14 protein-coding genes are annotated in these 22,909 nt (G+C 67.1%); 4 read left to right on the forward strand and 10 right to left on the reverse strand.

The window, feature by feature from the left end:
• Positions 1-14: 14 nt before the first annotated feature.
• Together NQ036_RS11245 and lhgO are read right to left on the reverse strand one after the other, a co-directional pair.
• A complete protein-coding gene (locus NQ036_RS11245) occupies positions 15-1,334 on the reverse strand; it encodes an MFS transporter (RefSeq protein WP_257059043.1) in 1,320 nt (439 codons plus the stop codon).
• Between the two features lie 78 nt (positions 1,335-1,412).
• A complete protein-coding gene (gene lhgO, locus NQ036_RS11250) occupies positions 1,413-2,624 on the reverse strand; it encodes an L-2-hydroxyglutarate oxidase (protein WP_257049020.1) in 1,212 nt (403 codons plus the stop codon).
• A 136-nt stretch (positions 2,625-2,760) separates the two neighbouring features.
• On the opposite strand from lhgO, the gene NQ036_RS11255 reads away from it, so the two are divergent.
• Positions 2,761-3,471, forward strand: coding sequence for a GntR family transcriptional regulator (locus tag NQ036_RS11255; RefSeq protein WP_257049021.1), 711 nt, complete (start codon positions 2,761-2,763; stop codon positions 3,469-3,471).
• A 263-nt stretch (positions 3,472-3,734) separates the two neighbouring features.
• Here the strand turns inward: NQ036_RS11255 and NQ036_RS11260 are convergent, their stop codons facing one another.
• Both NQ036_RS11260 and NQ036_RS11265 read right to left on the reverse strand, forming a co-directional pair.
• On the reverse strand, positions 3,735-4,844 hold the full coding sequence (locus tag NQ036_RS11260) for an FUSC family protein (protein WP_257059045.1): 1,110 nt from the start codon (positions 4,842-4,844) through the stop codon (positions 3,735-3,737).
• 74 nt (positions 4,845-4,918) lie between these two features.
• On the reverse strand, positions 4,919-7,366 hold the full coding sequence (locus tag NQ036_RS11265) for a DUF262 domain-containing protein (protein WP_257049023.1): 2,448 nt from the start codon (positions 7,364-7,366) through the stop codon (positions 4,919-4,921).
• 149 nt (positions 7,367-7,515) lie between these two features.
• On the opposite strand from NQ036_RS11265, the gene NQ036_RS11270 reads away from it, so the two are divergent.
• Positions 7,516-8,565 (forward strand): NAD(P)-dependent alcohol dehydrogenase, encoded by a 1,050-nt coding sequence (locus NQ036_RS11270; protein ID WP_257049024.1) that lies wholly within the window; start codon positions 7,516-7,518, stop codon positions 8,563-8,565.
• A 691-nt stretch (positions 8,566-9,256) separates the two neighbouring features.
• Positions 9,257-10,609, forward strand: coding sequence for a hypothetical protein (locus NQ036_RS11275; RefSeq protein ID WP_257049025.1), 1,353 nt, complete (start codon positions 9,257-9,259; stop codon positions 10,607-10,609).
• 94 nt (positions 10,610-10,703) lie between these two features.
• On the opposite strand, the gene NQ036_RS11280 is transcribed toward NQ036_RS11275, so the two are convergent.
• The 5 genes from NQ036_RS11280 to NQ036_RS11300 all read right to left on the reverse strand — a co-directional run bounded on the left by NQ036_RS11280 (position 10,704) and on the right by NQ036_RS11300 (position 16,153).
• Entirely contained in the window at positions 10,704-11,042 is a 339-nt protein-coding gene (locus NQ036_RS11280; protein WP_257049027.1) for a P-II family nitrogen regulator, read from the reverse strand.
• Between the two features lie 46 nt (positions 11,043-11,088).
• On the reverse strand, positions 11,089-12,360 hold the full coding sequence (locus tag NQ036_RS11285; RefSeq protein ID WP_257059048.1) for an ammonium transporter: 1,272 nt from the start codon (positions 12,358-12,360) through the stop codon (positions 11,089-11,091).
• A gap of 70 nt (positions 12,361-12,430) precedes the next feature.
• Positions 12,431-13,699, reverse strand: coding sequence for an allantoate amidohydrolase (locus NQ036_RS11290; protein WP_257059051.1), 1,269 nt, complete (start codon positions 13,697-13,699; stop codon positions 12,431-12,433).
• Positions 13,700-13,715: 16 nt separating this feature from the next.
• Positions 13,716-14,903, reverse strand: a complete 1,188-nt coding sequence (locus NQ036_RS11295; protein ID WP_257059053.1) for an FAD-dependent oxidoreductase — start codon at positions 14,901-14,903, stop codon at positions 13,716-13,718.
• Positions 14,904-14,917: 14 nt separating this feature from the next.
• Positions 14,918-16,153, reverse strand: a complete 1,236-nt coding sequence (locus NQ036_RS11300; RefSeq protein ID WP_257059055.1) for a tyramine oxidase subunit B — start codon at positions 16,151-16,153, stop codon at positions 14,918-14,920.
• 189 nt (positions 16,154-16,342) lie between these two features.
• Between NQ036_RS11300 and NQ036_RS11305 the strand changes: the two genes are divergently transcribed.
• On the forward strand, positions 16,343-17,272 hold the full coding sequence (locus NQ036_RS11305) for a LysR family transcriptional regulator (protein WP_257059057.1): 930 nt from the start codon (positions 16,343-16,345) through the stop codon (positions 17,270-17,272).
• Positions 17,273-17,378: 106 nt separating this feature from the next.
• On the opposite strand, the gene NQ036_RS11310 is transcribed toward NQ036_RS11305, so the two are convergent.
• Entirely contained in the window at positions 17,379-22,115 is a 4,737-nt protein-coding gene (locus NQ036_RS11310) for a metallophosphoesterase (protein ID WP_257059060.1), read from the reverse strand.
• Positions 22,116-22,909: the final 794 nt, after the last annotated feature.

The raw sequence follows: 22,909 nt of genomic DNA on the forward strand, positions 1-22,909 counted from the left end.
GATGAGTCCGTCGGTTAGTTCTTCTGGCTTCTTGAGAACTTCCCGCCCCGGTCGGCCAGGGCGCCTGCGATGACCAGCAAGCCTGCGAACACCAGGACCACACCGACCCAGAACGTCGAGTTGGTGGGTGAGGCGACGACCAGGCTGAGTGCGCCCAAGGGTGCCAGCGCGCCGGAGATCGCGGTACCGACCTCGCGTCCGATGCCCACACCGCTGCTGCGCACATCGGCGGGGAACTGCCGCGACAGGAATGCGCCCTGGGCGGAGAACATCATCGGCGCGATGATCCCGGTGCCGATGCCCAGCGCCACGAACACGCCCCAGGTGGTGCCGTTGGACAGCAGCCAGAGGAAGATGAAGGCGAAGACCGCGGAGATGACGCCACCGTAGCCGATGACCTTCTTCGAGCCGATTTGGTCACACAGCCAGCCGAAGATCGGCACGACGATGATCGCTATCGCTGCGGCCACTGTCACGGAGGCCGAAGCGGTCGAGGCCGAGAACCCCTGGAACTGTTTGACATAGGCAATCGAGAACGTCTTGAAGATATAGCTGACCGCGTTGTAGCCCAGGGCCACCAGCAGGACGACCAGCAGGCTGGGCCAGTGCTTGGCGAACAGAGTGCGCAAGCGGGTGTCGGCCTGCTCGTTGTTCTTCACACGCTTTTCGAACTCGGGGGATTCCGGGACGGCGGAGCGAACCCACAGGCCGATCGCCACCAGCACGATGCTGACGAGGAAGCCGATGCGCCAGCCACCGTTGATCAGGAATTCATCGCCTTTGAGGCTGAGCAGGTAGACGGCCGCGGAGCTGATGAGCAGACCAATGTTCAGGCCCAGTGCGGGCCACGATCCCTGTGCCCCGCGCTTGTCCGCCCTGGCGTGCTCATAGGCGTTGACGGCCGAGGACGTGTATTCCGCACCGGCGCCCAGACCCTGCAGGATGCGCAGTACGACGAGCAGGATTGGAGCCCAGACGCCGGCGGTGTCGTAGCTGGGCAGGCAGCCGATGAGGAAGCTGGCGATGCCCATCAGCGTGAAGGTGATGACCAGGTTCTTCTTCCGCCCGATCCGATCGCCCAAGTGGCCGAACAGGAATCCGCCCAGTGGACGTGCGATGAAACCGACGGCGAAGGTCGCGAAGGCCGAAAGGGTTGCGACTTGGGGATCGGACTTCGGAAAGAAGACGTGGCCGAACACGATTGAGGCCATCGTCGCGTAGAGGTAGAAGTCGTACCATTCGACAGTGGTTCCGACCAGGGTGGCAGTGCGGACCCGGGACAGGCGCTTCTTCTCCTGTTCCGGGGTCTCACCGGTGATGACAGAGTTCGTCATTGATGCTCCATATTTATTGATTTATTGGGGGTGGTATTACGAGGGGAGTGTCTACTCCCGCGGTTCAGATCTGGGAGATCAGATCCCGTGGCGGTCGGCCAGGCCGTCGACGATGTATTCGGCGATGGCCATCGAGGACGTGGCGCCCGGCGAGGGGGCGTTGCGGATCAGCGTGACATTGCCCAGGTTCTCGATCGCGAAGTCGTCGACCAGGCCGCCGTCGGCCGCCATCGCCTGGGCGCGGATGCCGCGGGTGATCGGCGTGGTCTCCACATCGGCCAGAGCCGGAACGTATTCGGCGGCCCCGCGCAGGAAGCTCTTGCGCGATACCACCGACTTGATCTCGCGCACCGCGGCCTTCGCGTTCTGGCCGGCGAACTTCCAGAACCCTGGGTTCAGCGCCACGTCGAGGCTGTCCTTGACGCCCAGCTTGTAGCCGGCGTAGTTCTCCCGGCCGAACGACAGGAAGGCGTTGGGGCCCACCAGCAGTTCGCCGTCGACGCGCTTGGTCACGTGCACGCCCAAGAACGGGTAGGCGGGGTCCGGCACGGGGTAGACCAGGCCGCGCACCACATCGCGGTGGGACGATTCGACCTGTGAGTACTGGCCGAAGAACGGCACGATCGCCGGGTTCTTGTCCCCGCCGGCCAGCTTGGCCACACGGTCGGACTGCAGGCCGGCACACGCAACGACATAGGTGAAGGAGTGTTCGCCGTAGGGGGTGCGCACCTTCACCCCGGAGGCGTTGGGCGTCATGCCGACGACCTCGGTCGCGAAGTGGATGGCGCCGCCGCGGGCGACGAAGTCCTCGGCCAGGGCCTCGGTCAGCGCCCGGTAGTCCACGATCGCGGTGTGCGGGGAGTGCAGGGCGGTCCGGCCCACGGCGTTCGGTTCGATTTCGCGGATCTGTTCGGGGCCGATCATCGCGACGTCGGGCACGCCGTTGGCGGTCGCCTTCTCATAGATCGCCTGCAGGCGGGGCTCCTCCTCGGCGTCGAGGGCGACGACGATCTTGCCGCACTCGTCGTAGGGGACCTCGTGCTCCAGGGCGAAGTCGTGCAGCAGGCCAACGCCGCGCCGGCACAGGCGCGCCTTGAGGCCGCCGGGCTGGTAGTACAGTCCCGCGTGCACGACGCCCGAATTGTGGCCGGTCTGGTGGGCGGCCACGTCAGCGGCCTTCTCGAATACGGTGACGTCCGCGCCGGGGTAGCGCAGCAGCAGTTCGCGGGCGGTGGCGATGCCGATGATCCCGGCGCCGATCACCGCGAACGATGCGGTCTTGTCAGTCATGTCTGTGTTCCATCCTGGTAGGTGTGCTGAAGGTGGCGGTCGATCGGCGACCGGCAGGGCGCCGAGGTGCGGGCGGGCACGGTCCGGCCCGTGGCCTCGGCGCCGGGTAGTGCGGGCGGGCTGAGATAATGCCAGCATGCCCGCATTGCCCAAACCCGCCACCCTCACGGAAACCGTGACCGCCGAACTCAAGAGCCAGATCATGGGCGGGGCGCTGGTGCCGGACGAACGGTACACCGCCGGGCAGTTGGCCGAGACGCTCGGCGTATCGCGCACTCCGGTGCGCGAGGCCCTGCTCGAACTCTCGCGGCTGGGCCTGGTCGAGATCGAGAAGAACCGCGGGGTGCGGATTCTCAGCTCCAGCCCGTCGACCTTCATCGAGATCTACCAGCTGCGCCTGATGCTGGAGATTCCACTGGCGCGCCGGGCGGTGGCCCTGGCGACCGCGGAATCCGTCGCCGAGGTCGATGCCGCCTATGCGAGTTTCTCCCGTGCCGCGCAGGACGGGAACACCGCCGCGCTGCTGCGCGCCGACCGGGACTTCCATGATGCGCTGCTGCGGGGTGCGGATAACCGACGGGCCCTGGACATGCTGCGCCAGCAGCGCGATCTGGTGCTGGACACGGGGGTGGGAACGGTGCCGGCCTCGCGCAGCGCCGCCGAGTGCTTCGCCGACCACGCGGACGTCTACGCGGCCTTCAAAGCCGGGGACCAGGACGCGCTGGCGCGTGCGATGGGTCGTCACATCGTCAACACCGCGCAGATCCTGATGCGCCAGGAGGCGGGGAAGCGACCCGAATTCGGCACTGTCGACACCCTCGCGGCACTGAGCTGGTTGGTGGATTAGCACCGCGCCGGACGTATGCCGGGCGCGGAGGCAACAGAGTGCCGCGGACACGCGCTGGGGTGCGCTGGCGGCGTGCGGCATGACTGCGTCCTCGAGGTCTGCTGGGGTTTGTTGTGCTTGGGGGCTCTGCTCTGGGCCCGGTTCGCGGGCATCCGTGTGGAGCTCCGTGTGAACTCTAGCACCTTGTTGCATGTTGCATGCAACTTGAGTGTGAGGGAGTTGAGACGGTGCTGCGAGGCCTCGCCGGCCCGGGACCAGCCGGCCTAGTTCTCTTCTGCCTGCGCGGCCTCGGCGGCGCGGCGCTCGCGGCCCTCGAGGATCTGCTCCAACACGATCGTCGCAACACCGCAGACCAGGCCGATGACGGTGGCCAGGAGGCGTTCACCCGCGATGTCCACCCCGGTGCCCGGATGGCTGACGGCGGTCATGGCCAGGGCCTGCACGGTGATGAAGACGATGCCGATCGCATAGTTGCGCAGGACGAACAGCTCGGTCAGGCCCTGGGCCAGGACCAAGGTGGTGATGGTGGCCCAGACCGGCATGTCCCACAACAGCAGGGGAGTGGCGATGACGGCGCCGATCAGGGTTCCGGTGAACCGGTGCAGGGCGCGGATCTTCCAATTGGCGCCGTGTGGTCGGGATGCCATGGCGATCGCGGTGACCGTGCCCCAGTAGGCGTGTTCCGGGGTGGCCAGCCAGCCGAAGAAGCTGCCCGCAAGGGCCGCAATGAGCACGACCAGGGTGGTCTCGGAGAAGAAGGTGCCCCGTAGGCGGTGAGTCTTCGGCGGGAAATCCTGCGTCAGATTCGGATTGTGGTGCAAGGACTGGAGGAGCGTGAGGACCAGTGCGAAAGCCCCGGTGCCGGCGGCTGCTACGAAAATCGACAGCGCCTTGGAGCCGTCGACGTCTGCCGTATTGGAGAACGCGCCCGCAGCGAAGGCCACGAACAGTCCGGCCGGGGCGCGCCAGACCCTGGACCGGTTGATCGCGTCGATGCACACCGCGTAGACCGCGACGACCAGCACGGAGATCAGCGGGCTGGGCGACCAGGCTGCGCAGGCCACGCCGATCATGATGGCCGCGATCACGGTCAGCCCGCCCTCGGCCTGGGCCCGCATGGCATGTCGCGGCGGGACGTTGCGGGCGAACAGGGCGGAGAATGCGCCGAAGGCGGCGGCGCCGAACAGGTCGGTGCGCTCGAATCCGGTGAGGATGAGAAGCGAAACGATGAGGCACAGCATCGCTTTGATGGAGACCTGGACGTCACCGTTGAGTGGCGAGATCCGCGCGAATTCGCGGGCGAATGCTGCGGTCCTGCCGGTCTTCCCCCTCGGCTGGTCGGGAGTGGGCGATGACGGGGCCGAGGGGCTCAAAAGAGATGCAGTCCTTCCACGGGGAACAGGGATGATGAGTCCATTTTATCGTCTGGTGGGTAGTGCCTCCGTTCCTATGCAGAGACCGTGGACTCGACGGATGCCAGTCCGCGCAGCGCGGTGAGCAGGCTGCCGTCGAGGATGGCCCGGTGGACTGCCTGCGGATCGATGCCCAGGTCCTGCGCCTCGTAGGTGGCGGAAATGAAGGTCAGCAGGGTGTCTGCATCAGCCCGCGCCAGCTGCGAGCGATCGAAGGTCATCCACGGGGTGCCCGCCTGTGCGAGTTTCATGAAGGCGTTGTCCACATGGAATTCCGCCAGAGCGGTATGCAGTTCGGTCACCGTGGCCGAGGTCTCGGCCGGCTGGGCGGCGGTACCTTCCAAAGGCTCCAGAACGTCGATGAACTTCGTCAGGTTGGCATAGTGGGAGTCTTCTAGGATGCCCGGCTGATCAGGCTGTGAGGTCTCAGGGGCCTGGTCCGCGCGCAGAGTGATGAGAAGGTCGTCGGGATCCAACCCCAGATAGGCGAACGTCCTCCTGAGCTGTACGACCTTCGTCATGGTGTTGGTGTCTGCATATGCCCACAGACCCGGGACTACCTGCCATTCCTTCTTCATATGTACGGGCATGCGGTCGGAAGCCACCAGCCAGTCCTGGTCGGTGGCGAACTCGAATACCCGGTCGCGGTAATTCTCGGCAAGGATTGTCAGGACCCGGATGAACAGATCCCGCCAGCTACGCACGGTCGCCGCTGCGTCCTGATACTCGAATCGCACGGCATCGCGGCCCTTGAAATCCGTGTCGGTTCCCAGCGGTTCGACCGGTAGCTGGGGCTTGGGCGGGACGAAGGAAGTCTGTGGGTAGTCCCAGTAGGCCAGGGCCTCGCGCACCAGACGTTCGGACCGGGCGCGGAGCTGCTCCACGGTCCACACGGGGGATTCCTTCATCTCCTGGTTGAGGCGGTAGGGGGAGTGGGCGAAGCCGTTCTCCGTTGTGCGCTTCTGTTCATAGGGGGAATTGGAGTACGAGGAGTTATAGCCGGTGACCGTCAGGTTGCCGATCCGGTGCAGCCAGGTTTCATGGATTTCCGTAGCATCCTGGCCGAGCTCGGCCCGCCACGCTTCCGTGAGTGTCTGCGGCATGATGTGTTCGACGCTCAACGTCCCCTCGGCTAGGCGTCCGGCGATATCGCGCACATCGTTGGAGTCCCCGTTCTCCAAGCACTCGAACATGTACTGGCGGCGTTCGGACCGGATCTTGTAGAGGTTGTGGGTGGCGAAGTCCTCGGCGAACCATTGATCGTCTGGGAAGATTCCGCTGCCCTCGCGGCGGCGCAGGGAGTAAGCCAAGACGTCTGAGAACCTGCTGCCGGGCGTCTGGATGCGGCGCAGTTCCGCGTATAAAGTCGCAAAGACCTTGTTGAGGCCGTTAGTCGGGATATCGCAGGCGAAGCGGCGGAACATATAGGACTCAATGATGTCGATGACCCGGACGAATTCGCCTTCGGACAGTGCGCCGGCACGGAAGTCGGCGATCACCGGCATGAAGAACGGCAGGGCCACATCCTGGCGCAGGATGTTCAACTTGCGCAGTTTGGCGTCTGCCGCCTTCGACCCTGTGTCCGCGGCGCGGACCCGGCGGTAACAATCCGAATAGTCCCGGACCTCGGCCAGGAGAGCGGCGCCACGCAAGCCGGTGTCGGCGGCGAATTTCTTGAAGGATTCGTATACTCGGTCGAAGCGTGGGGTCTTCGAGGTCTTGGCGGTGAGGTACCAGCGCAGGAAGTCATCGGTCTCGTAACCGACATTGACCTCGATGCGGTTCCAGAAGTCTTCGTAGACGACTTCCTGGTCCTTCGCGGATAGGCCCATCAGCACCAGGTTGCGGATCTTGTCGGCTTCGGACAGAGCCAAACCTGTTGAGTTCAGGCTTTCGAAGATGCGCTGGGGATCGTCCTCGGGTTCGAGGTCCAAGTGCATGACCTCCAGACGGCAGATGGCGTCCCAGATCTGGTCGGCGTCGAGGCCCAGCTTGGGGAGCTCGGTGAGGAAGTAACGGTAGTTCGCGGTGACATTGGACCGCTCGATGAATTCGGATTCCGGTCCGAAGAGCCGTCGGTACGCCCGCGCATCGTTCTTGACCGGTTTGAGCTTGAAACGGGTATCGCCTGTGGCCTGATCCTTGAGTAGGTAATTCCGGCGCAGCCGTTCTCCCAAACCCGGGTCGGGCGCCTCGATAGCGCCATCGTCGACCAGGCGGGACAGGGCCAACATCAGCAGACTGACCGTGGTCAGACGCTGTTGGCCGTCGATTACGACCCATTCCCATGAACTGTCGGGCTTACCCACCACCGCCCCGAAGAAGTGCTTGCGGCGACCGGTTGCAATGAGCTCTGCGAGGTCGTCGAGGAGCTGTCGACAGTTGTCGATCTTCCAGTCGTAATTGCGCTGGTAGACGGGGATGACCAGCTCTTTGTCTCGGGAATCATAGATCTTGTAGACCTCGGTAACTTGACCACGCATGTCTTGAGGCTATCGGAACACAGGGCGGAGCTCCCGGTCTTCCATCCCGTGAACGGTCGCGGATTCTGGGAACATCCCACCCTGGTCCGGCAGGGCCCATCCGGCGTAGGGTGGCCTTATATAAACATTCGCCTATGAAAGGACATGCGATGAAGGCCGTCGTCTTCGAAGAATTCCAGACATTCCCCGTCCTCAAGGACGTGGACAAGCCCACCCCCGGACCCGGCGAGGTCCTCCTCAAGGTCGCCGGCGCCGGCTGCTGCCACTCCGACGTCTCCGTGTTCCAGGACTACACGCCGGAAACCGGCAGCCACACGAAGCCGCCGTTCATCCTCGGCCACGAGACCGCCGGCTGGGTCGAAGAGGTCGGCACCGGCGTGACCGGCTTCGCCAAGGGCGATGCCTACCTGGTCTACGGGCCCACCGGCTGCGGCCACTGCCCGCGCTGCGTGGCCGGCCAGGAGAACTACTGCGAGAACGTGGAGACCAACGAATCGCTGGCCATCGGCCTGGGCCGCGACGGCGGCATGGCCGAGTACATGAAGGTACCCGCCCGCAACCTCGTGCCGCTGGGCGATGCCGACCCGGTCGCCGCCGCACCACTGGCCGACGCCGCCCTGACCCCCTACCACGCGGTCAAGGCCGCGCTGCCCAAGCTGGCCGGCGGCGGCAAGTACGCACTGGTCATCGGCCTGGGCGGGCTGGGCCAGATCGCCATCCAGATCCTCAAAGCCCTGACCGGCGCCACCATCATCGCCACCGATATGAAGCCCGAGGCGATGGCCAAGGCCGAGGCCGCCGGTGCCGTCACCGTGCCCGGCGGCGAGGGCCAGGTCGAGAAGATCCTGGAGCTCACCGGGGGCCGCGGCGTTGACGCCGCCTTCGACTTCGTCGGCATCGCCCCGACGATCGCCACGGCCCAGGCCGCCGCCGGGGTCGGTTCGCGCGTGACCGTCGTCGGCATCGCCGGCGGCAAGGCCGAATTCGACTGGTACACCCGCCCCTATGAGCAGGAACTGCTGGGCGTCTACTGGGGCTCCATCTCCGAACTGCACGAGGTCGCCGGCATGTACCGTGCGGGCCAGATCAAGCCGGAGATCGAAACCTATTCGATGGACGACGCGCTGGTGGCCTACCGGAAGCTGGTCGACGGCAAGCTGTCCGCCCGCGCCGTCGTCGTGCCTAACCCGAAGGCCTGAGCTTCATCCAGCCAGCTGAGTTCCACTACATCCTGGTTTGTCGAAATTCAGCCCGAAATGCCGATATATCGACAATCCGGGGCGTAGTGGAACCTGTGGCTGGTAGACTAATTGGGATGCCGGGCGATACTGTGCCGGCCAGTGGCTGCCAGAACAACGGCGGATACCGTTAGCAGTCCTTCCACTTTTCCGCGCAATCCCTTTTTCAGCGCGGCGACGAATCGAAGCATATCTTCACCACAGCTCAACCATTTCAATCATCGTCCCTGCCCGCTTCACCCAAGCATCGGCACAACAGGGTCCCCCAGGACCGTCGTCAGAGCGGCCCCGAGTCATCATTCCTGGCACCGCCCATCGGATCCCCCACCGCCACGCCGACGACGACGTGGCGCAGGGTAGATCACCATACCTTCGCCGGCAATCGCGGCGGAGACTACGCGGGCTACATCTTTAAGGCCGATGGCCGGTACACCTATACCGACCAGGTGGGTCGCTGCATCGGCAGTTTCCCCGATCTGACCACGGCTATGACTGTCGGCGCGATGGCTGCCGGGCTGGGCCTCCAACCCAGCGCCGCCTGAGCCTCACCCCGCCGGGCGTGGGCTGCTGCGGTGGGGCCCATGACCGCGTAGAGTCGTCGAAAAGACCGGACGCACCCGGACCGACCGTCCGCGGCGATTGGGAGGACGCGATGGACAGCAGCACACCTGGCACCCAGGACATCTCCGAACTCGGCAGCCCCGAGCGGGCCCTGCTCGACGGCTTCCGCGACTGGCTGCTGGTCCGTGCGGTGGCCGAGGTCGCCTCGGCCACCGAGGACGCCGCCGGCGACGAGCCCGCCGACGGCCCGGACTCCACCGCACCGTTCGCCGTGGACTCCACGCTATCGCCCGAAATGGCCGCCGAGGATGCGCGTCAGACGGTGGAATTGGTCGAGCACCTGTTCCGTCTGGCGCCCACCCTGGACGATTCCTACACCCTGGCCCGGCCCGACGAGGAGCTGGTCGAGGCCCTGCTGTCCGACGCCGAATCGCTGGCGAGCGAACCGCTGGAGGATGCGGTGGACGCCGAACAGCTCGAAGCGCTGCTGGCCGAGAACCCCGACTACCTGGAGGAGGTCACACAGGCGCAGGCGCAGTTCCCCACCGTCGTCGCCCTGGCCCTGGACGACTACCTGCAGTACCTCCTCGAACTCGACCGCCCGGATGTGCCATCGGCCGAACTGTCCCAGGCCCACGACCTCATCCAGTTCCGGCTGTTCAGCATGGTCGACATCGGCGATCAACTGCTGCTCGACACACCGGGCGGCGCCGGCGCGGACGGACTGGGCACCGGGGGCCACACGCCCCGCCTGGCCGATGCCTTCGAAGAACCGCCCGCGGACACGGTCCTGGCCGCGACCTCGGCCATCAAACCGGTGGCCGCGATCGAACGACTGCTGGACTGGCTGGGCGATGGCCGCCCGCTCTCGGGCGCCGGGTCAGTGCAGACCGCCGACATCGAGTCGCTGGCCGGCCTGCTGGGGATCACCGCGGACGTGCGCGGCGTGCAGTCGGCCTGGGAGGTGCCGCACCTGGCGGTGTGGCTGCACACCCTGGAGACCAGTGGGGTGCTGGAATACACGGACGAGCGCGTGCTGCCGGGGCCCCGGGCGGAGTCCTTCGGCGCGACGCGCGAGGTGGAGCGGGCCGGCCTGCGCGCGGCGATCGTCGCCAACTACGTCGAGGACGTGTTGTCCTATTACACCTACGACGCCGCCGAGGCCGACCCCGCCGGAGCCGGCCGCGCCCTGCCACTGCTGCTGGGGACGCTCACGGCCGCGCTGCTCTACGGCGAGCCGGACGCCGACATCGAGGCGGCGGCGCCGGCCGCGGCACAGCTGCCGGCCGTGGCCCGCGAGGTGCTGGCCCGGTTCGTCTCCGACGGCGTGCTGGTGGCCCATCCCGACACCCCCGAACGCCCCTACGAGGTCCCGGCCGGCATCGCGCACGCCGTCGCCGATGTGGTCTCGGACGCCACCGAGGCCCTCTGGGAGGACCGCTGACCGCACCTCTGGCCGTCCACTACGTGACGAAATGTCGAAATCCGGGCTGATTCGCCCAGAAATCGACATTTCGTGACGTAGTGGAACTGGAAGGTCAGATGGCGTCGGTGCCGGTTTCGCCGGTGCGCACGCGGACCACCCTGGACACCGGGGTGGCCCAGATCTTCCCGTCGCCGATCTGACCGGTGTGGGCGGCCTCGGCGATCGCCTGGATCGCGGCGTCCACGGACTCGTCGGCCACGACGATCTCCAGGGAGATCTTCGGCAGGAATTCCACCCGCACCTTCTGGGAGCGGTAGACCTCGACCTTGCCGGCCTGAGTGCCGTGGCCCTTGGCCTCGTAGACGGTCATGCCGGTGATGCCGACCTCGTCCAGGGCCGTTTTGACCGGTCCCAGGGCGCTGGGCTGGAGGATTGCGGTGATGAGTTGCATGGTGCTTCCTTCGTGGTAGTTCTCGGCCGCGGTGCGGCCCGGCCGATCAGGCGCGGATATCGTCCAGATCGTACGCGGTCTCCGCGTGCAGGGTGGTGTCCAGGCCCGCGGCCTCCGCGGCCCCGTCGACTCGCAGGCCCATCGTCTTCTTGATCACCCAGGCGATCAGGCTGGTGACGATGAAGGTGTAGGCGAACACCGCGACGACCGCGATGGCCTCGCGCCCCAGCAGGGTGAGGTCGCCGCCGTAGAGCAGGCCGGCCTCGCCCGCGGGGGAATCGGGGGCGGCCAGGAAGCCGATGGCCAGGGTGCCGAAGATGCCGGGGAACATGTGGATGGCCACCGCGTCCAGGGCATCGTCGTAGCCCAGCCGCTCCTTGAGCCCCAGCGTGGCGAAGGCGATCATCCCGGCGATCAGGCCGATGAGCACCGCGCCCAGCGGCGACACCGAGTTCGCCGCCGGCGTGATACCCACCAGGCCGGCCAGGATGCCGGAGATGGCGCCCAGGGAGGTGGCGAACTTGCGGCGCAGCCGCTCGACGAACAGCCAGCCCAACAGTCCGGCGCAGGCGGCGATGAGCGTATTGGCCAGGGCCACCCCGGCGCTTTCGTTGATCCCGCCCGAAGAGCCACCGTTGAAGCCGTACCAGCCGACCATCAGCAGGCCCGCGCCGATGACCGCCACCGGCAGATTGCCCGGCCGGCCCACCGCGGGGAAGTTCTTGCGCTTGCCCAGGAAGATCGCCAGCACCAGGGCCGCGACGCCCGCGTTCATGTGCACCGCGGTGCCGCCGGCGAAGTCCAGGGACTGGATCTTATTGGCGATCCAGCCGCCGGTGACGGATCCGTCCTCGGAGTCGAAGGCGAAGACCCAGTGGGCCACCGGGAAGTAGACCAGGGTGGCCCAGACTCCGGCGAAGACCAGCCAGCTGGAGAACTTCATCCGGCCCTCGACGGCCCCGCCGATGATGCCGACGGTCAGTCCGGCGAAGATCAGCTGGAAGACCGCGATGAGGATCGCGGGCACAGCCCCCGGCACGGTTTCCTCGCCCAGCAGCGAGCCGATGCCGAACAGTCCGGCGGGATTGCCGATCAGGCCCAGCCCGCCGGCGGAATCGCCCAGGGTCAGCCCGTAGCCGTAGAGGACCCACAGGACGGCGGTGACGGTGAATCCGCCGAACACGATCATGACGGTGTTGAGGATGTTCTTGGTGCGGGACAGGCCCCCGTAGTACAGGGCCAGGCCGGGCAGCATCAGGGTGACCGCGACGGTCGCCGTGAGCATCCAGCCGGAGTTGATCATCGATTCTGTATCCATGCTCGTTCCTTGTCTTCCAACAGGGCGGTCCTTCGAAGGGGACAGCGGGGTGGGGTGGAGCGTTTCGGGGTCAGCCGGCCAGGGCCGTGAGCACCCTGGTCAGGGCTGCGACGCCGGCTTCGACGTCGACCGGGCGGGCGGATTCCGCCGGGGCGTGCGAGGTCCCCGTCGGGTTGCGCACGAACAGCATCGCGGTGGGCACGGCGGCCGCCAGGACGCCGGCATCGTGGCCGGCCCCGGTGTCGAGCACCGGGGCGTCGGGCAGCACGGACTGCAGCCGGGCGCGCAGGCCGGCGTCGAAGTCCACAGCGGGGCTGAAGGACTCCTCTGCGACGGTCACCGTGCAGCCCTCGGCGCGTGCCGCCTGCCCGGCCGCGGCCTCGATCGCGGAGACGATCCCGCGGACCGTGGCGTCGTCGCGGTGGCGCACGTCGAGCCAGGCGTCGACCCGGGAGGCGATGACGTTCGTGCCGCCGGGGGTCACCTGCAGGCGCCCCACGGTGGCGCGCGCCTCGGGGACCGCGGCGGCCTGGCAGCGCACCGCGCGGATCAGCCCGGCGGCGACGAACACGGGGTCGTGCCGGTCGGCCATCCGGGTCGAGCCGGCGTGGTCGCCGGTGCCGGTGAGCGTGACGTGCCAGCGCCCGTGGGCCAGGATCGCCCCGCCCAGGGCCACCGGCTGGTCCAGGTCGGCGAGCCCCCGGCCCTGCTCCACGTGGAGCTCGACGAATGCGCCGATGCGGGCCAGGGCAGCCGGGTCGGGGCCGATCGTGGCGGGGTCGAGGACCCCGGACTCGGTGGCGGCCCTGGCGAAGGAGGCGCCGGAGTCGTCGGACAGGGCGCGCACGGTGTCAGGGTCGGCACTCCCGGTGGCCAGGCGCGAGCCCAGGCAGGCCAGTCCGAAGCGGGAACCCTCCTCCTCGGGCCAGACGGTCACTGCGATCGGCCGGGCCGGGCGGAATCCCGCCTCCTGCAGCCGCGCCACGGCCGCCAGTCCCGAGGCCACGCCCAGCGGCCCGTCGAAGTTGCCGCCGCCCGGCACCGAGTCCAGATGGCTGCCGGTCACCACGGCGTCGGCCCGGTCGCCGGTGTCCCACCAGGCCCAGATCACGCCATTGGAATCGGTGTGCACATCCAGGCCCAGGGCCCTGGCATGGCCGGCGAACCAGTCGCGCAAGCGCAGTTCGGCCGGGCCGAATACCGGCCGGGAGTACCCGCCGCGGACCTCATCGCACCCGATGCCCGCGATCTCGGCCAGCAGCGCATTGGCATCGCGGACATCGGCCGGCGCCACGTTCTGCGCACTCATCCCAGGCGTGCCCATCTCGGATGCACTCATCTCGGATGTACTCATCTCAGGCCACCGCGAATCGCTGGTGATCGGCCCTGAACCGCTCATGGGTCACTCCCGAGGCCACCAGGTCGGCGACCAATTCGCCGAACAGCGGTGCGAACTTCGCGCCCTGTCCCGAGCACGGGCTGATGATCGTGATGCCCTCGGCCCGGTCGATGATCATATCGTCGCGCGGCACATTCGTGAACAGGCACGTGGTCTCCGCATAGGGGGTCGTCTCCAGGCCCGGCACGAACTCGCGGACGAAACCGGTGACGCGCTCGCGGTTGACCGGATCGATCAGCCGGTCCTGGTCGGCCGCGGAGTCGATGGCCTTGCCGCCGTTGTACTCCGCGATCTTCTGCCCGCGGAAGTCGGCATCGCGCCCGCCCGGCAGACTGTAGGCCTGGAATGACTCGCCCTTGTAGATGAACGTGGGCCAGCTGGTGGAGCCGCCGGCCGGGGTCTCGCCCGTGGCCGCGGGGTCGGCATAGGGGAAGTGGTAGGCGTTCTCCTGCTTGACCTCGAACTCCGGCAGCCGGTCGGCGAACCCGGCAGGCAGGTCCAGCCCGCCGAGCAGCCGGGGCAGCCAGCCGCCGGCGGCGACCATGACCTCGGCGGCGGAGATCGTCTCACCGGTGGCCGAGGTCAGCGTGTAGCCGGCGCGCGGGCCGCGGGTCACCGAGGCGACCTCCCAATCGGTCTTGAGCGTCGCGCCGGCGGCGCAGGCCAGCTCGACCATCGCGTTGACGGTCGACTCCGCGTCGATCACGCCCGCGCCGGGGTGCCAGAGCACATCGGTGTCGAAGTCGAGCATGGGCCAGCGCTCCTGCGCCGCCGCAGCGGACAGGAGTTCGTGCTCGACGCCCACGGACTCCAGGGTCCTGGCCAGGGCGTGCGGATCGCGCACGGCTCCGAAGTCAAGGGAGCCCGACGGGGTGATGAGCCGCCGGCCGGATTCGGCCTCGAGCTTGTCCCATGCGGTGCGCGCCTGGACGACCAGGTCCGCGTAGAACGGGTCGGGGTAGGCGTAGCGGAAGATGCGCGCCGAGCCGTGCGAGCTGCCGAGCACGCTGGCCGGGCGGTCGCGTTCGAGCAGGACGACCTCGGCCCCGGTGCGGGCCAGATGCCAGGCGGCCGAGGCCCCGGCCAGGCCGGCGCCGATGATCGCGTAGGTGGTGCTGTCGGAAGTGCTTGCGGGGGTTGCCACTGTGCGTCGTCCTCTCAGGCCAGATCGGGGGTGTTCCAGACGTTGAGCTTGGTGCCGATGCCCATTTTCACCGCGGACTCGTAGACGGTCTTGCCCCAGGCCACGTCCTCGACGCCCATCCCGCCCACGGAGAACAGCACGGGCTGTTCGGGGAATTCGCGGCCCGGTGCCAGGCCGGCGAACACATCGCCGACGTTGACGACGCGCTCGGGGTCCAATTCGCCCGCATCGATCAGGTCCTGCCAATACAGGCCGATCATCCCGAAGGCGGTCTCGTGGCTGGGTGCGGGGTATTCCTCCGCCCAGGCCTCGTAGATCTTCTTGGCGTCGCACAGCAGGCGCGCCTTGCCGGAGAGGGTGTACTCCTTGTCCATCTTGAGGTTCGCCGGCAGGCTGAGGAAGGCGCCGGGCTTGATCCACTCCCCGTCGATGTAGGGGTAGTTCTCGGAGCCGACCAGGCCGGTGACGGCCTCGGAGACGATATCGCAGTCGCGCACCGCGCCCTCAACGGAATCGACGATCTCGATGGTGGTGAACTGCGGGTAGTTCTCCCTGACGTATTCGGCGAAGGTCTCGCTGGTGATGCGGCGGCGGCCGTAGATCTTGACGGTGTCGAGGCTGGGGCGGGCCACCGTCATGGAGTGCAGGGCGGACTTGTTCATGGCGCCGGGGCCGATGATGCCCAGCACCTTCGCGTTCTCCGGGGCCAGTTTGCGGGCGGCGGCGCCGGGGACGGCCGCGGTGCGGTAGGCACTCTCCAGATTGCCGGACATGATGGCGAAGGGGGCGCCGGTCTCCTTGTCGTTGAGCACGATCATGTGGATGGACCGGGGCAGGCCCTTCTCCCGGTTGTCGACGTTCGAGCCGTACCACTTCACCCCGGCGGTGTCGAAGCGTCCGCCCAGGTAGGCGGCCATGGCCATGAAGCGGCGGTCGGGGGCATCCACGGGCATGGTGGGGAAGGGGCTGGAGGCGGGGAAGGAGATCTGGGCGCCGTGCGAGTTCGCGGAGTTGCCCGCCATCCGGTAGTCGCCCTGGGCGACGAGGACCATGACCTCCTCCATCACGTCGATGCACGTGGCCATGTCCTTCATGCCGGCTGCGATGACCTGGGGCTCGTCCAGGTAGAGCAGGTCGATCCTGGTGCCCTGCGGGGCGGTTTCCAGGGCCTGGATCTGTGCTGGGTCGGTGGAGGGCGCGGAGCCGATCTCGGTGGGGGCCTGGGTGGAGGTGGTGGGTTCTGCCGTCATGGTGGTCTCCTCGGGTATCCGGTCGAGTGATCCGTCTGGGTGATCCGGGTCTCGTTGACGTGTGTCGATGTCAAGCAAACCCCCGGAATCCGACTGTGGTCAAATACCGATTTGGATGCCGATTGATAGCGTTTGCGTCTTAATATGCCTGTAACACTCCCGTGATCTGTGACACCTAATATTCCTCGCATGGAACTTCGTCAGCTGCGCTATTTCATGGCCGTCGCCCAGGAACTCCACTTCGGCCGGGCCGCCGCGTCGCTGCACATGTCCCAGCCCCCGCTGAGCCTGCAGATCAGCCGGCTGGAGCGCGAACTGGGGGTCAAACTCTTCGAACGCACCACCCGCCACGTCCAACTGACCGCCGCGGGCAAGCGCTTCCAGGACAGGGTGGCCTCCATCCTCGAAGATCTGGACGACAGCGTGGATGAGCTGAGCGAATTCGCCGACGGCTATGCGGGAACGCTGGCCGTCGGATTCGTTTCCTCGGCGAACTACACCGTGCTGCCGGGCGTGGTTCCCCTGTTCAGGGAATCCCGGCCCAAGGTCGCTCTGAACCTGGCGCCGCTGACCAGTGGGGAACAGCGGACGGAGCTGCTGCGGGGCAAACTGGATGTGGCGATCATCCGCGATGAGGTCGAGGACGATTCGAGCGAGATCGTCACCGAGGTCGTCTACGCCGAGCGCCTGGTCGCCTGCCTGCCGATCACCCATCCGCTGGCGCAGCGGAAGCGGGTGTCGGCCAGGGACATCTCCCGGGTGCCGATGATCTCCTATCCACGGGAGAAGATGACCGGCTTCGTCGACCGCGTGGCCCTGGCGCTGGGACCCTATGCCGGCCAGGCGAACACCGTCCAGGAGGTCGTCCACCAGGAGACAGCGCTGGGCTTCGTCGCGGCCGGGGTGGGGACCAGCATCCTGCCGGAGTCGATCCGCCATCTGGTCCCGGCCTCGATCGCGGTCGTGCCCTTGGAGGGGGATCCGACCACCCGACTGCTGGCCGCGACCCTGAAGAACCCGCGCCAGCCCGCCGCCGACCGCGCCTTCATCGACTGCCTGCACCGGGCCGCCGCGGGGCTGACCGGCGGGGGCGTGTTGGCACCCCGGCTGGCGGGTTAGTGTCTTCGCGCACAGACACCACCCTGGCGCATAAACACCACCGTGGCGCGGGAACTACCTGCTATAACAGGTGATTCCCGCGCCAGGGTGGTGTCTGGGCTCCGGCTCAGCGCCTTCTACGAGCCCGCGCGACCAACCAGGCGCCGAGGCCCAGCAGCGTCGCACCCAGCAGACCGGCCAGGCCCAGGGCGGCGGGGCCGGTGACAGGCAGGCTGCCGCCGGGGCGCGCCGCATCCCCGGCAGAGGCCTCGTTAGCACCGTCCGCGTTCCCGGAGGCCCCGGGCCCATCCGACCCCGAACCCTCGTCGCCCGGCTCTTCGGGCCCGGACGTGGGCGTCCCCGGTTCGTTCGGCTCGCTCGGCTCTGCGGAGCCATTGCCGTCCGCGTCCCCGGAATCCCCGCCGGAGCCGTCCTCGTCCGAACCCTCGTCAGCGCGGACCTCGAGCGTGCGGATATCGGAGAGGAACTCCCCGCCGTTGTCATCGGTCACCCGCACATACCAGCTCAGCGGTCCGGCCTCGACGTCCTCGAGCTTCGCGGTGACCGTGGAACCGGACTCCACCTTGTCGAACTGTGCCAGCAAAGAGGGATCGGATTCCTTCGTCTGCGCCAGTGCCTTCTTCTTCCGTCCTGTCGCACCGGCCTTCTCCCCGGGGTCCCCTGGCATACCGGTGCGCAAGGTGCGCCCGGAGTCGAGCCCGGCCCCGGCGATATTGCCGCCGAGCACATCGGCGGTGAAGGAATCGGTCGTCAGCGTCTTGTCCTGCGGGTGCAGGCCCAATTCGTCATAGGAGATCGTGAACTCCTGGTGCTGTTCCTCCAGCGCCGGATCATCCGAGTCGTAGTCGGCCAGATACGGCGAGAAGGTGCGCGAGGTCATCGTCCGGTTCTGGTTGTCGTAGTGCTGCAGGCGCAGATACGACTGGCCGCCCTCCGGCAGGGCCTGGAAGTCGAACAGGACGGTGTTGACCGTCCGGTCGGGTGTGCCGTCCCCGTTGTCGTCGAACTGGTCCTTGCGGGTGAAGGCGTCGTGGTAGTGCCCCGACTGGACCATCCGCACGTTCTTGTTCTTCGCCACGACCTCGTCCATCACCCGCTGCGGGACGGGGCCCAGGCCCCCGGTGGTCATCATGAACTCGTGCATATTGATGATCGCGGTGCGCTCCGGATACTTCTTGAGCACCTCGTTCATCCACGCGATGCCCTCATCGGTGGGATCCCAGCCCATATAGAGCATGAGGAAGTCGTTGCCGCCGGCGGAGATCAGATCGTAGTGACCGCGGTTGTCCTGGAAGGACTCGCCGTACCAGGGATTGCCCTGATAGCGGTCCGCGCCGAAATAGCGTGCATAGTCCGTGTAGTCACTGGCTTGCTGGTCCACGTCGTGGTTGCCTGCCAATACGCCGTAGGGCAGCTTGGCGTCGTCGAGGCGCTTGTACTCCGGATCCGCGTTCTCCCACTGGTATTCCTGCTTGGACTTGTCCACGATATCGCCGGTGTGGAACATGTACTGCAGGTTCAGCGGTGCGCGCCGGTCCAGGAAGTACGTGTGGATGTCCTTCTGCCGGGCGGGATAGCTCGCGTTGTAGTACTGCGTATCGGTCTCCCAGCCCAGCGTGAAGTCGTACTGATCGCGCGGGGTGTCCTCCTTGTGCGCGGGTTTCACCTTGGTGTCGCGATCCGAGAGGTTCTCGCCCGAGAAACCGACTGAGTGCTGCACCAGGGCGCGGACCACCTGTTTGCCGTCCCGTTCGATCGCATGGCCCTTGACGGGGACCAGGGCCTCCAGGTGCACCCGCCCAGCCGAGGTCGTGCCGTCCCCGGCCGAGGTCGTGCCGTCCTTGGCCGCGTCGCCTGCGTCGCCCTCACCGTCCTCGGCTGCGGCCAGCTGGGCCGCCACCTCGACATAGGCACCCTTGCCCTTGGCCGCCTCGGCGTCCCAGACCAGGAGTCGGACCCGGGCGCCGGGGTTGGCGCGGCCGGCCCAGGCCACGCGCACCTTGGCAGCGGCGTCGGCGCCCTGGGGGACCTCGACGTCGAAGGAGTTGTAGGGCAGGGAGTCGTCGCTGACAGTCGCCTGGCCGGCCGTGAGCTCCTGCCCGTCCTCGCGCTCGGCCTGGTCGGCGTCGCGCACACTGCCGGAGGCGGCCGCGATCTTGCCCGCGCCGTCGTTGTCCCGATCGAAGCGCAGGCGCTCGCCGCGCAGGAACTCCACGCGCAGCTCGTCCTTGGTCGGGTCGGTGACCTTCGCGGACAAGCGCGCGTCCTTGGTCCGGGCGGTGGAGCCGTCGGGGGTCAGGAGCTCGGCGAAGGGGTTCTCCTCCGGGGTTGAGAACTCGATCTCCCTGCTGCTGGAATTGCCCAGCTCATCGCGGGCGTGCACCGTGAAGGTGTGCTTACCGGGCGCCAGGTCCAGGCTGCTGGTGCTGTGCGGCAGTTCGATGTCCTGGCCGTCGAGGGTTGCGTGCACCCCGTCCTGCGCCAGGCCGGAACCCGCATCGGTCACCTCGGCGTCCAGGTCGAACTTCCCCTGGTAGAGCTTGCCCTCGGCCAGCTCGGTGGAGATCTGCGGGGCGGTGTTGTCCACGGTGACCTTCCGGCCGACCTCATTGCCGGAATCGTCCGTGGCGGTCACCGTGTAGTCCCCGTCGCCGGTGCCCGTGGTGTCCCAGACCGCGGCTTGGGCGTGCTCGGCGTCCTCGGGCAGTTCGAACTGCGCATCGAAGAAGTCCATCTTGCCCGCCGAATCGCCCATCTGCAGTTCGACCGAGGGATCGTCGTAACCGGCCGGGCGCAGGGTCCGGCCGTCGGGCAGCAGCAGGCGGACGTTGCGCACGACGAAGTCGTCGTTGTTCTCATCCGGGTCGATATCGGTCTTCGCCTTGGTTCCCGCGTAGATCGCCGCCGATAGTTTGCCGTCCTTGATCGCCTCCAAGGGGATGGCGGTTTCGATCGTGCCCCAGTCGGAGTACAGGCCGCGGTCGAAGACGTTGACGACCTTGCCGTCGACCACGACGCCGTTGCGGAAGTAATCGTCGGTCTGGCTGGCCTCGAAGACGAACATGGGCTCGCGTTCGAGCTCCGGTTCCGTCTGCAGATCCGTGACCTTGCCATCGGGGGCGGTGACCCTGAGCTTGGCCGTGCCGGGGAAACCGTCGCCGGCGGCCGCTACCCGGGTCGGTCCGGAGACGAACTGCCCGTCCTCCAGGTTCAGGCGCAGTGGCGCATCGTTCGCGCCGGCGACCTTGGCGGTGCCGGTCTTCTTCGCCTCGTGGGTGCCGTCGCCGGCCGTGAGCTCGTAGTCGAAGGACCGCTTGCCCAGCAGATCCGCCTTGGGCACGGTGAAGGTGTAGGTCGTGGCCGATCCGCCCGCCGCCGGGCCGCCGTCCTGGCCGCCGGACTCCTGGCCGCCGGCGGCCTCGGCGACCAGGTTGTATGCGGTGAAGTCCTGATCGGCGTTCGACTTCAGCCGCAGGGTCGCCTTGCGCGTGAGCACATCGTCGGTCACGGTGAAGCGGAAGACAGCGTCCTCATCCGCGGCGAATTCCTCCGGGGTCCGATCGTCGATCACGGGGGCCGAGGCGTCGGCCGGCCAGTGCAGGGGCTCGGTCGGCACCTGCTCGGGTGCGACCCGGGTGGGGGTGGGCGCGGTGCGGCCGATCAGCACGCCGGTGGCGGGCCTGTCCGGATCGTAGGCGTATTGGATGCCCTGATTGGCCGCGACGTCGTTCGCGCCATTCATGTTGTAGAAGACCCGGTTGACGGTGGTACCCGATTTGGTGCGGATCTCCATGCCGCGTGGGGAGCCGTTGGCCATGCCGCCGGTGGACGTCGTCACCAGATTGATCGAATCGGGGTCCAGATCCGGGATCGGGTCCTCACCCTCGGCGGGTTCGGGCTTGTGGGAGTTGAAGAAGTCGGTGAAGTCCTTGGTTGTCTTATCGTCGTTGGCGCCGTTCTTGATCCACACGATGAGCGACTGGCCGGCGGGGATCTGGGCGGCGGGGTCGTCCAGTCGCCAGACGGCCGCCGAATCGATCGTGAAGTCGGCCGCCGGGTAGAGGTAGCGCAGGTCGAAGTCCGCCATGCTCACCGACTGATCCGTCGGATTGTGGATCTCCACGAACTCGTAGCCGTCGGAGCCGTTGACATTGGTGGAGTCGGGCAGCAGTTCGGTGATCTGCAGGAGTCCGTCCAGGGGGCTGATCGTCTGCTTCGCTGCGGCCCGGGGGGAGTCGAGCTGTGCGACGGACCGCGCTTTGTGTGTCTTCGTCGTCTTCTTCAACTGGGAGGCGGTGCGTGGACCGCCTGCGGCGTCTCGTTCGGCGAACTGGTCGCCGGCGTCCTCCGGTGCGGGCCCCTGCTTGCCCTTGGGGCCGGGGTTGAACACGGGGGCGCCCGGCTTCGACTTCCCCAGTCCCGGGGTCGCCGGGTCCGTGTCGGCGGTGTCGTCGGTCTGGTGGTCCGCGGAGTCGTCTTCGGTCGGTGGAGCGGCTGGGGCATTGTCCGCGGGCTGTGTGGTCGCGTCGTCTTCCGTGGACTCGTAGGCCGGGTCCGGTTCTGCAGCGGGAGCTGAGGGTGCATCGATGCCGGATGAGGCGTCCGGTTTCGTCTTCCCCTCGACCTGCCGGTCGGATTCCGGTGCTGTGGTGGCCGGAGTGCTCTGCTGGTCGTGGGAGGCATCGGGCGGGAGGGCCGCGGCACTGGCCATGGCGGGGCTGAGCACCAGGCCGAGGCTGACGGCGGCGGCCAGCAGGGGACGGGGCGCCAGGGGTGCGTGCCGGCGGTAGCAGGGCGTCTGCGAATGCCGTGCAGGACGGAAGGGGCGGTTTTCGGGCGTCACGGAGTTTCCTTTGCGGATGGGGGTGGTTACCGGCCCATCCTCGCCCGGGAAGGTGGCGGCAGGGTTGCCCGTGGCTGAACCCCGATGAATAAGTCAGGTGTTGGGTGTTTACCTGTTGTGGTGGCTGTTACGTTCGACAATGCCATCGACAAGCATTATTAATGCCGGTCCCGCATTGCCATTTCCGCATAGCAGTAGCGTGAAAGGGGCCGACAAATTACGGGAACTTCGGCCTCGGGGTGGAAGCAGCGTGACTCGGGTACTGTATCGCCGAGTCGGTGAGACTTTTGTCGTCGGAGTGTATGGGCCTGAAGCGTAGTTCGACCCCAAAGGTTTTCGAGGGCTTGTCGCGCTGCCAAGAGACGTCTGAGCGAAGTGGAGGAGTTGAAATGAAGCTTGCAGATTTGAAGAGCCACGCTGACCTGCAGGATACGAGGCGGGCCAGCGACCCCGGCTATGCGGAGGAATCGGATCGAACCTCAGCGGTCGGCGCGGTCAGTGTCGCTGTTGTCCGATTCTGGGCCGAGCCCGATCTGACTCAGCAGGCCTTTGCCGCTTGGCTGGGTTGGAAGCAGCCGCAGGTCGCCCATCTTGAGCGGGGGATGCCGTGCCCTCGCTGGAAACGCTGCAGGGCTTGCCCGGGCAGGAGTGTTGCGTGTCGAGATCGGACCTGACTTCCACAATGTTGGGCGATTTCTGGGATTTCGAGATTGTTTGTGCTGGTGAGAGGCCTACGCTTGGGGGGCGTGGGTAACTAACGGGTCGCCTAAAATGGCCGGTATGAGCCCGTTCGT

Origin of the sequence: Brevibacterium sp. 91QC2O2, from assembly GCF_024580695.1 — a bacterium.
Taxonomy (GTDB): domain Bacteria; phylum Actinomycetota; class Actinomycetes; order Actinomycetales; family Brevibacteriaceae; genus Brevibacterium; species Brevibacterium moorei.

Coding starts and splice junctions, on each gene's coding strand:
- NQ036_RS11255 (WP_257049021.1), top strand. CDS start 2,761: ATGCCCGCATTGCCCAAACCCGCCACCCTCACGGAAACCGTGACCGCC.
- NQ036_RS11290 (WP_257059051.1), bottom strand. CDS start 13,699: ATGAGTGCATCCGAGATGGGCACGCCTGGGATGAGTGCGCAGAACGTG.
- lhgO (WP_257049020.1), bottom strand. CDS start 2,624: ATGACTGACAAGACCGCATCGTTCGCGGTGATCGGCGCCGGGATCATC.
- NQ036_RS11270 (WP_257049024.1), top strand. CDS start 7,516: ATGAAGGCCGTCGTCTTCGAAGAATTCCAGACATTCCCCGTCCTCAAG.
- NQ036_RS11280 (WP_257049027.1), bottom strand. CDS start 11,042: ATGCAACTCATCACCGCAATCCTCCAGCCCAGCGCCCTGGGACCGGTC.
- NQ036_RS11305 (WP_257059057.1), top strand. CDS start 16,343: ATGGAACTTCGTCAGCTGCGCTATTTCATGGCCGTCGCCCAGGAACTC.
- NQ036_RS11245 (WP_257059043.1), bottom strand. CDS start 1,334: ATGACGAACTCTGTCATCACCGGTGAGACCCCGGAACAGGAGAAGAAG.
- NQ036_RS11275 (WP_257049025.1), top strand. CDS start 9,257: ATGGACAGCAGCACACCTGGCACCCAGGACATCTCCGAACTCGGCAGC.
- NQ036_RS11300 (WP_257059055.1), bottom strand. CDS start 16,153: ATGACGGCAGAACCCACCACCTCCACCCAGGCCCCCACCGAGATCGGC.
- NQ036_RS11285 (WP_257059048.1), bottom strand. CDS start 12,360: ATGGATACAGAATCGATGATCAACTCCGGCTGGATGCTCACGGCGACC.
- NQ036_RS11265 (WP_257049023.1), bottom strand. CDS start 7,366: ATGCGTGGTCAAGTTACCGAGGTCTACAAGATCTATGATTCCCGAGAC.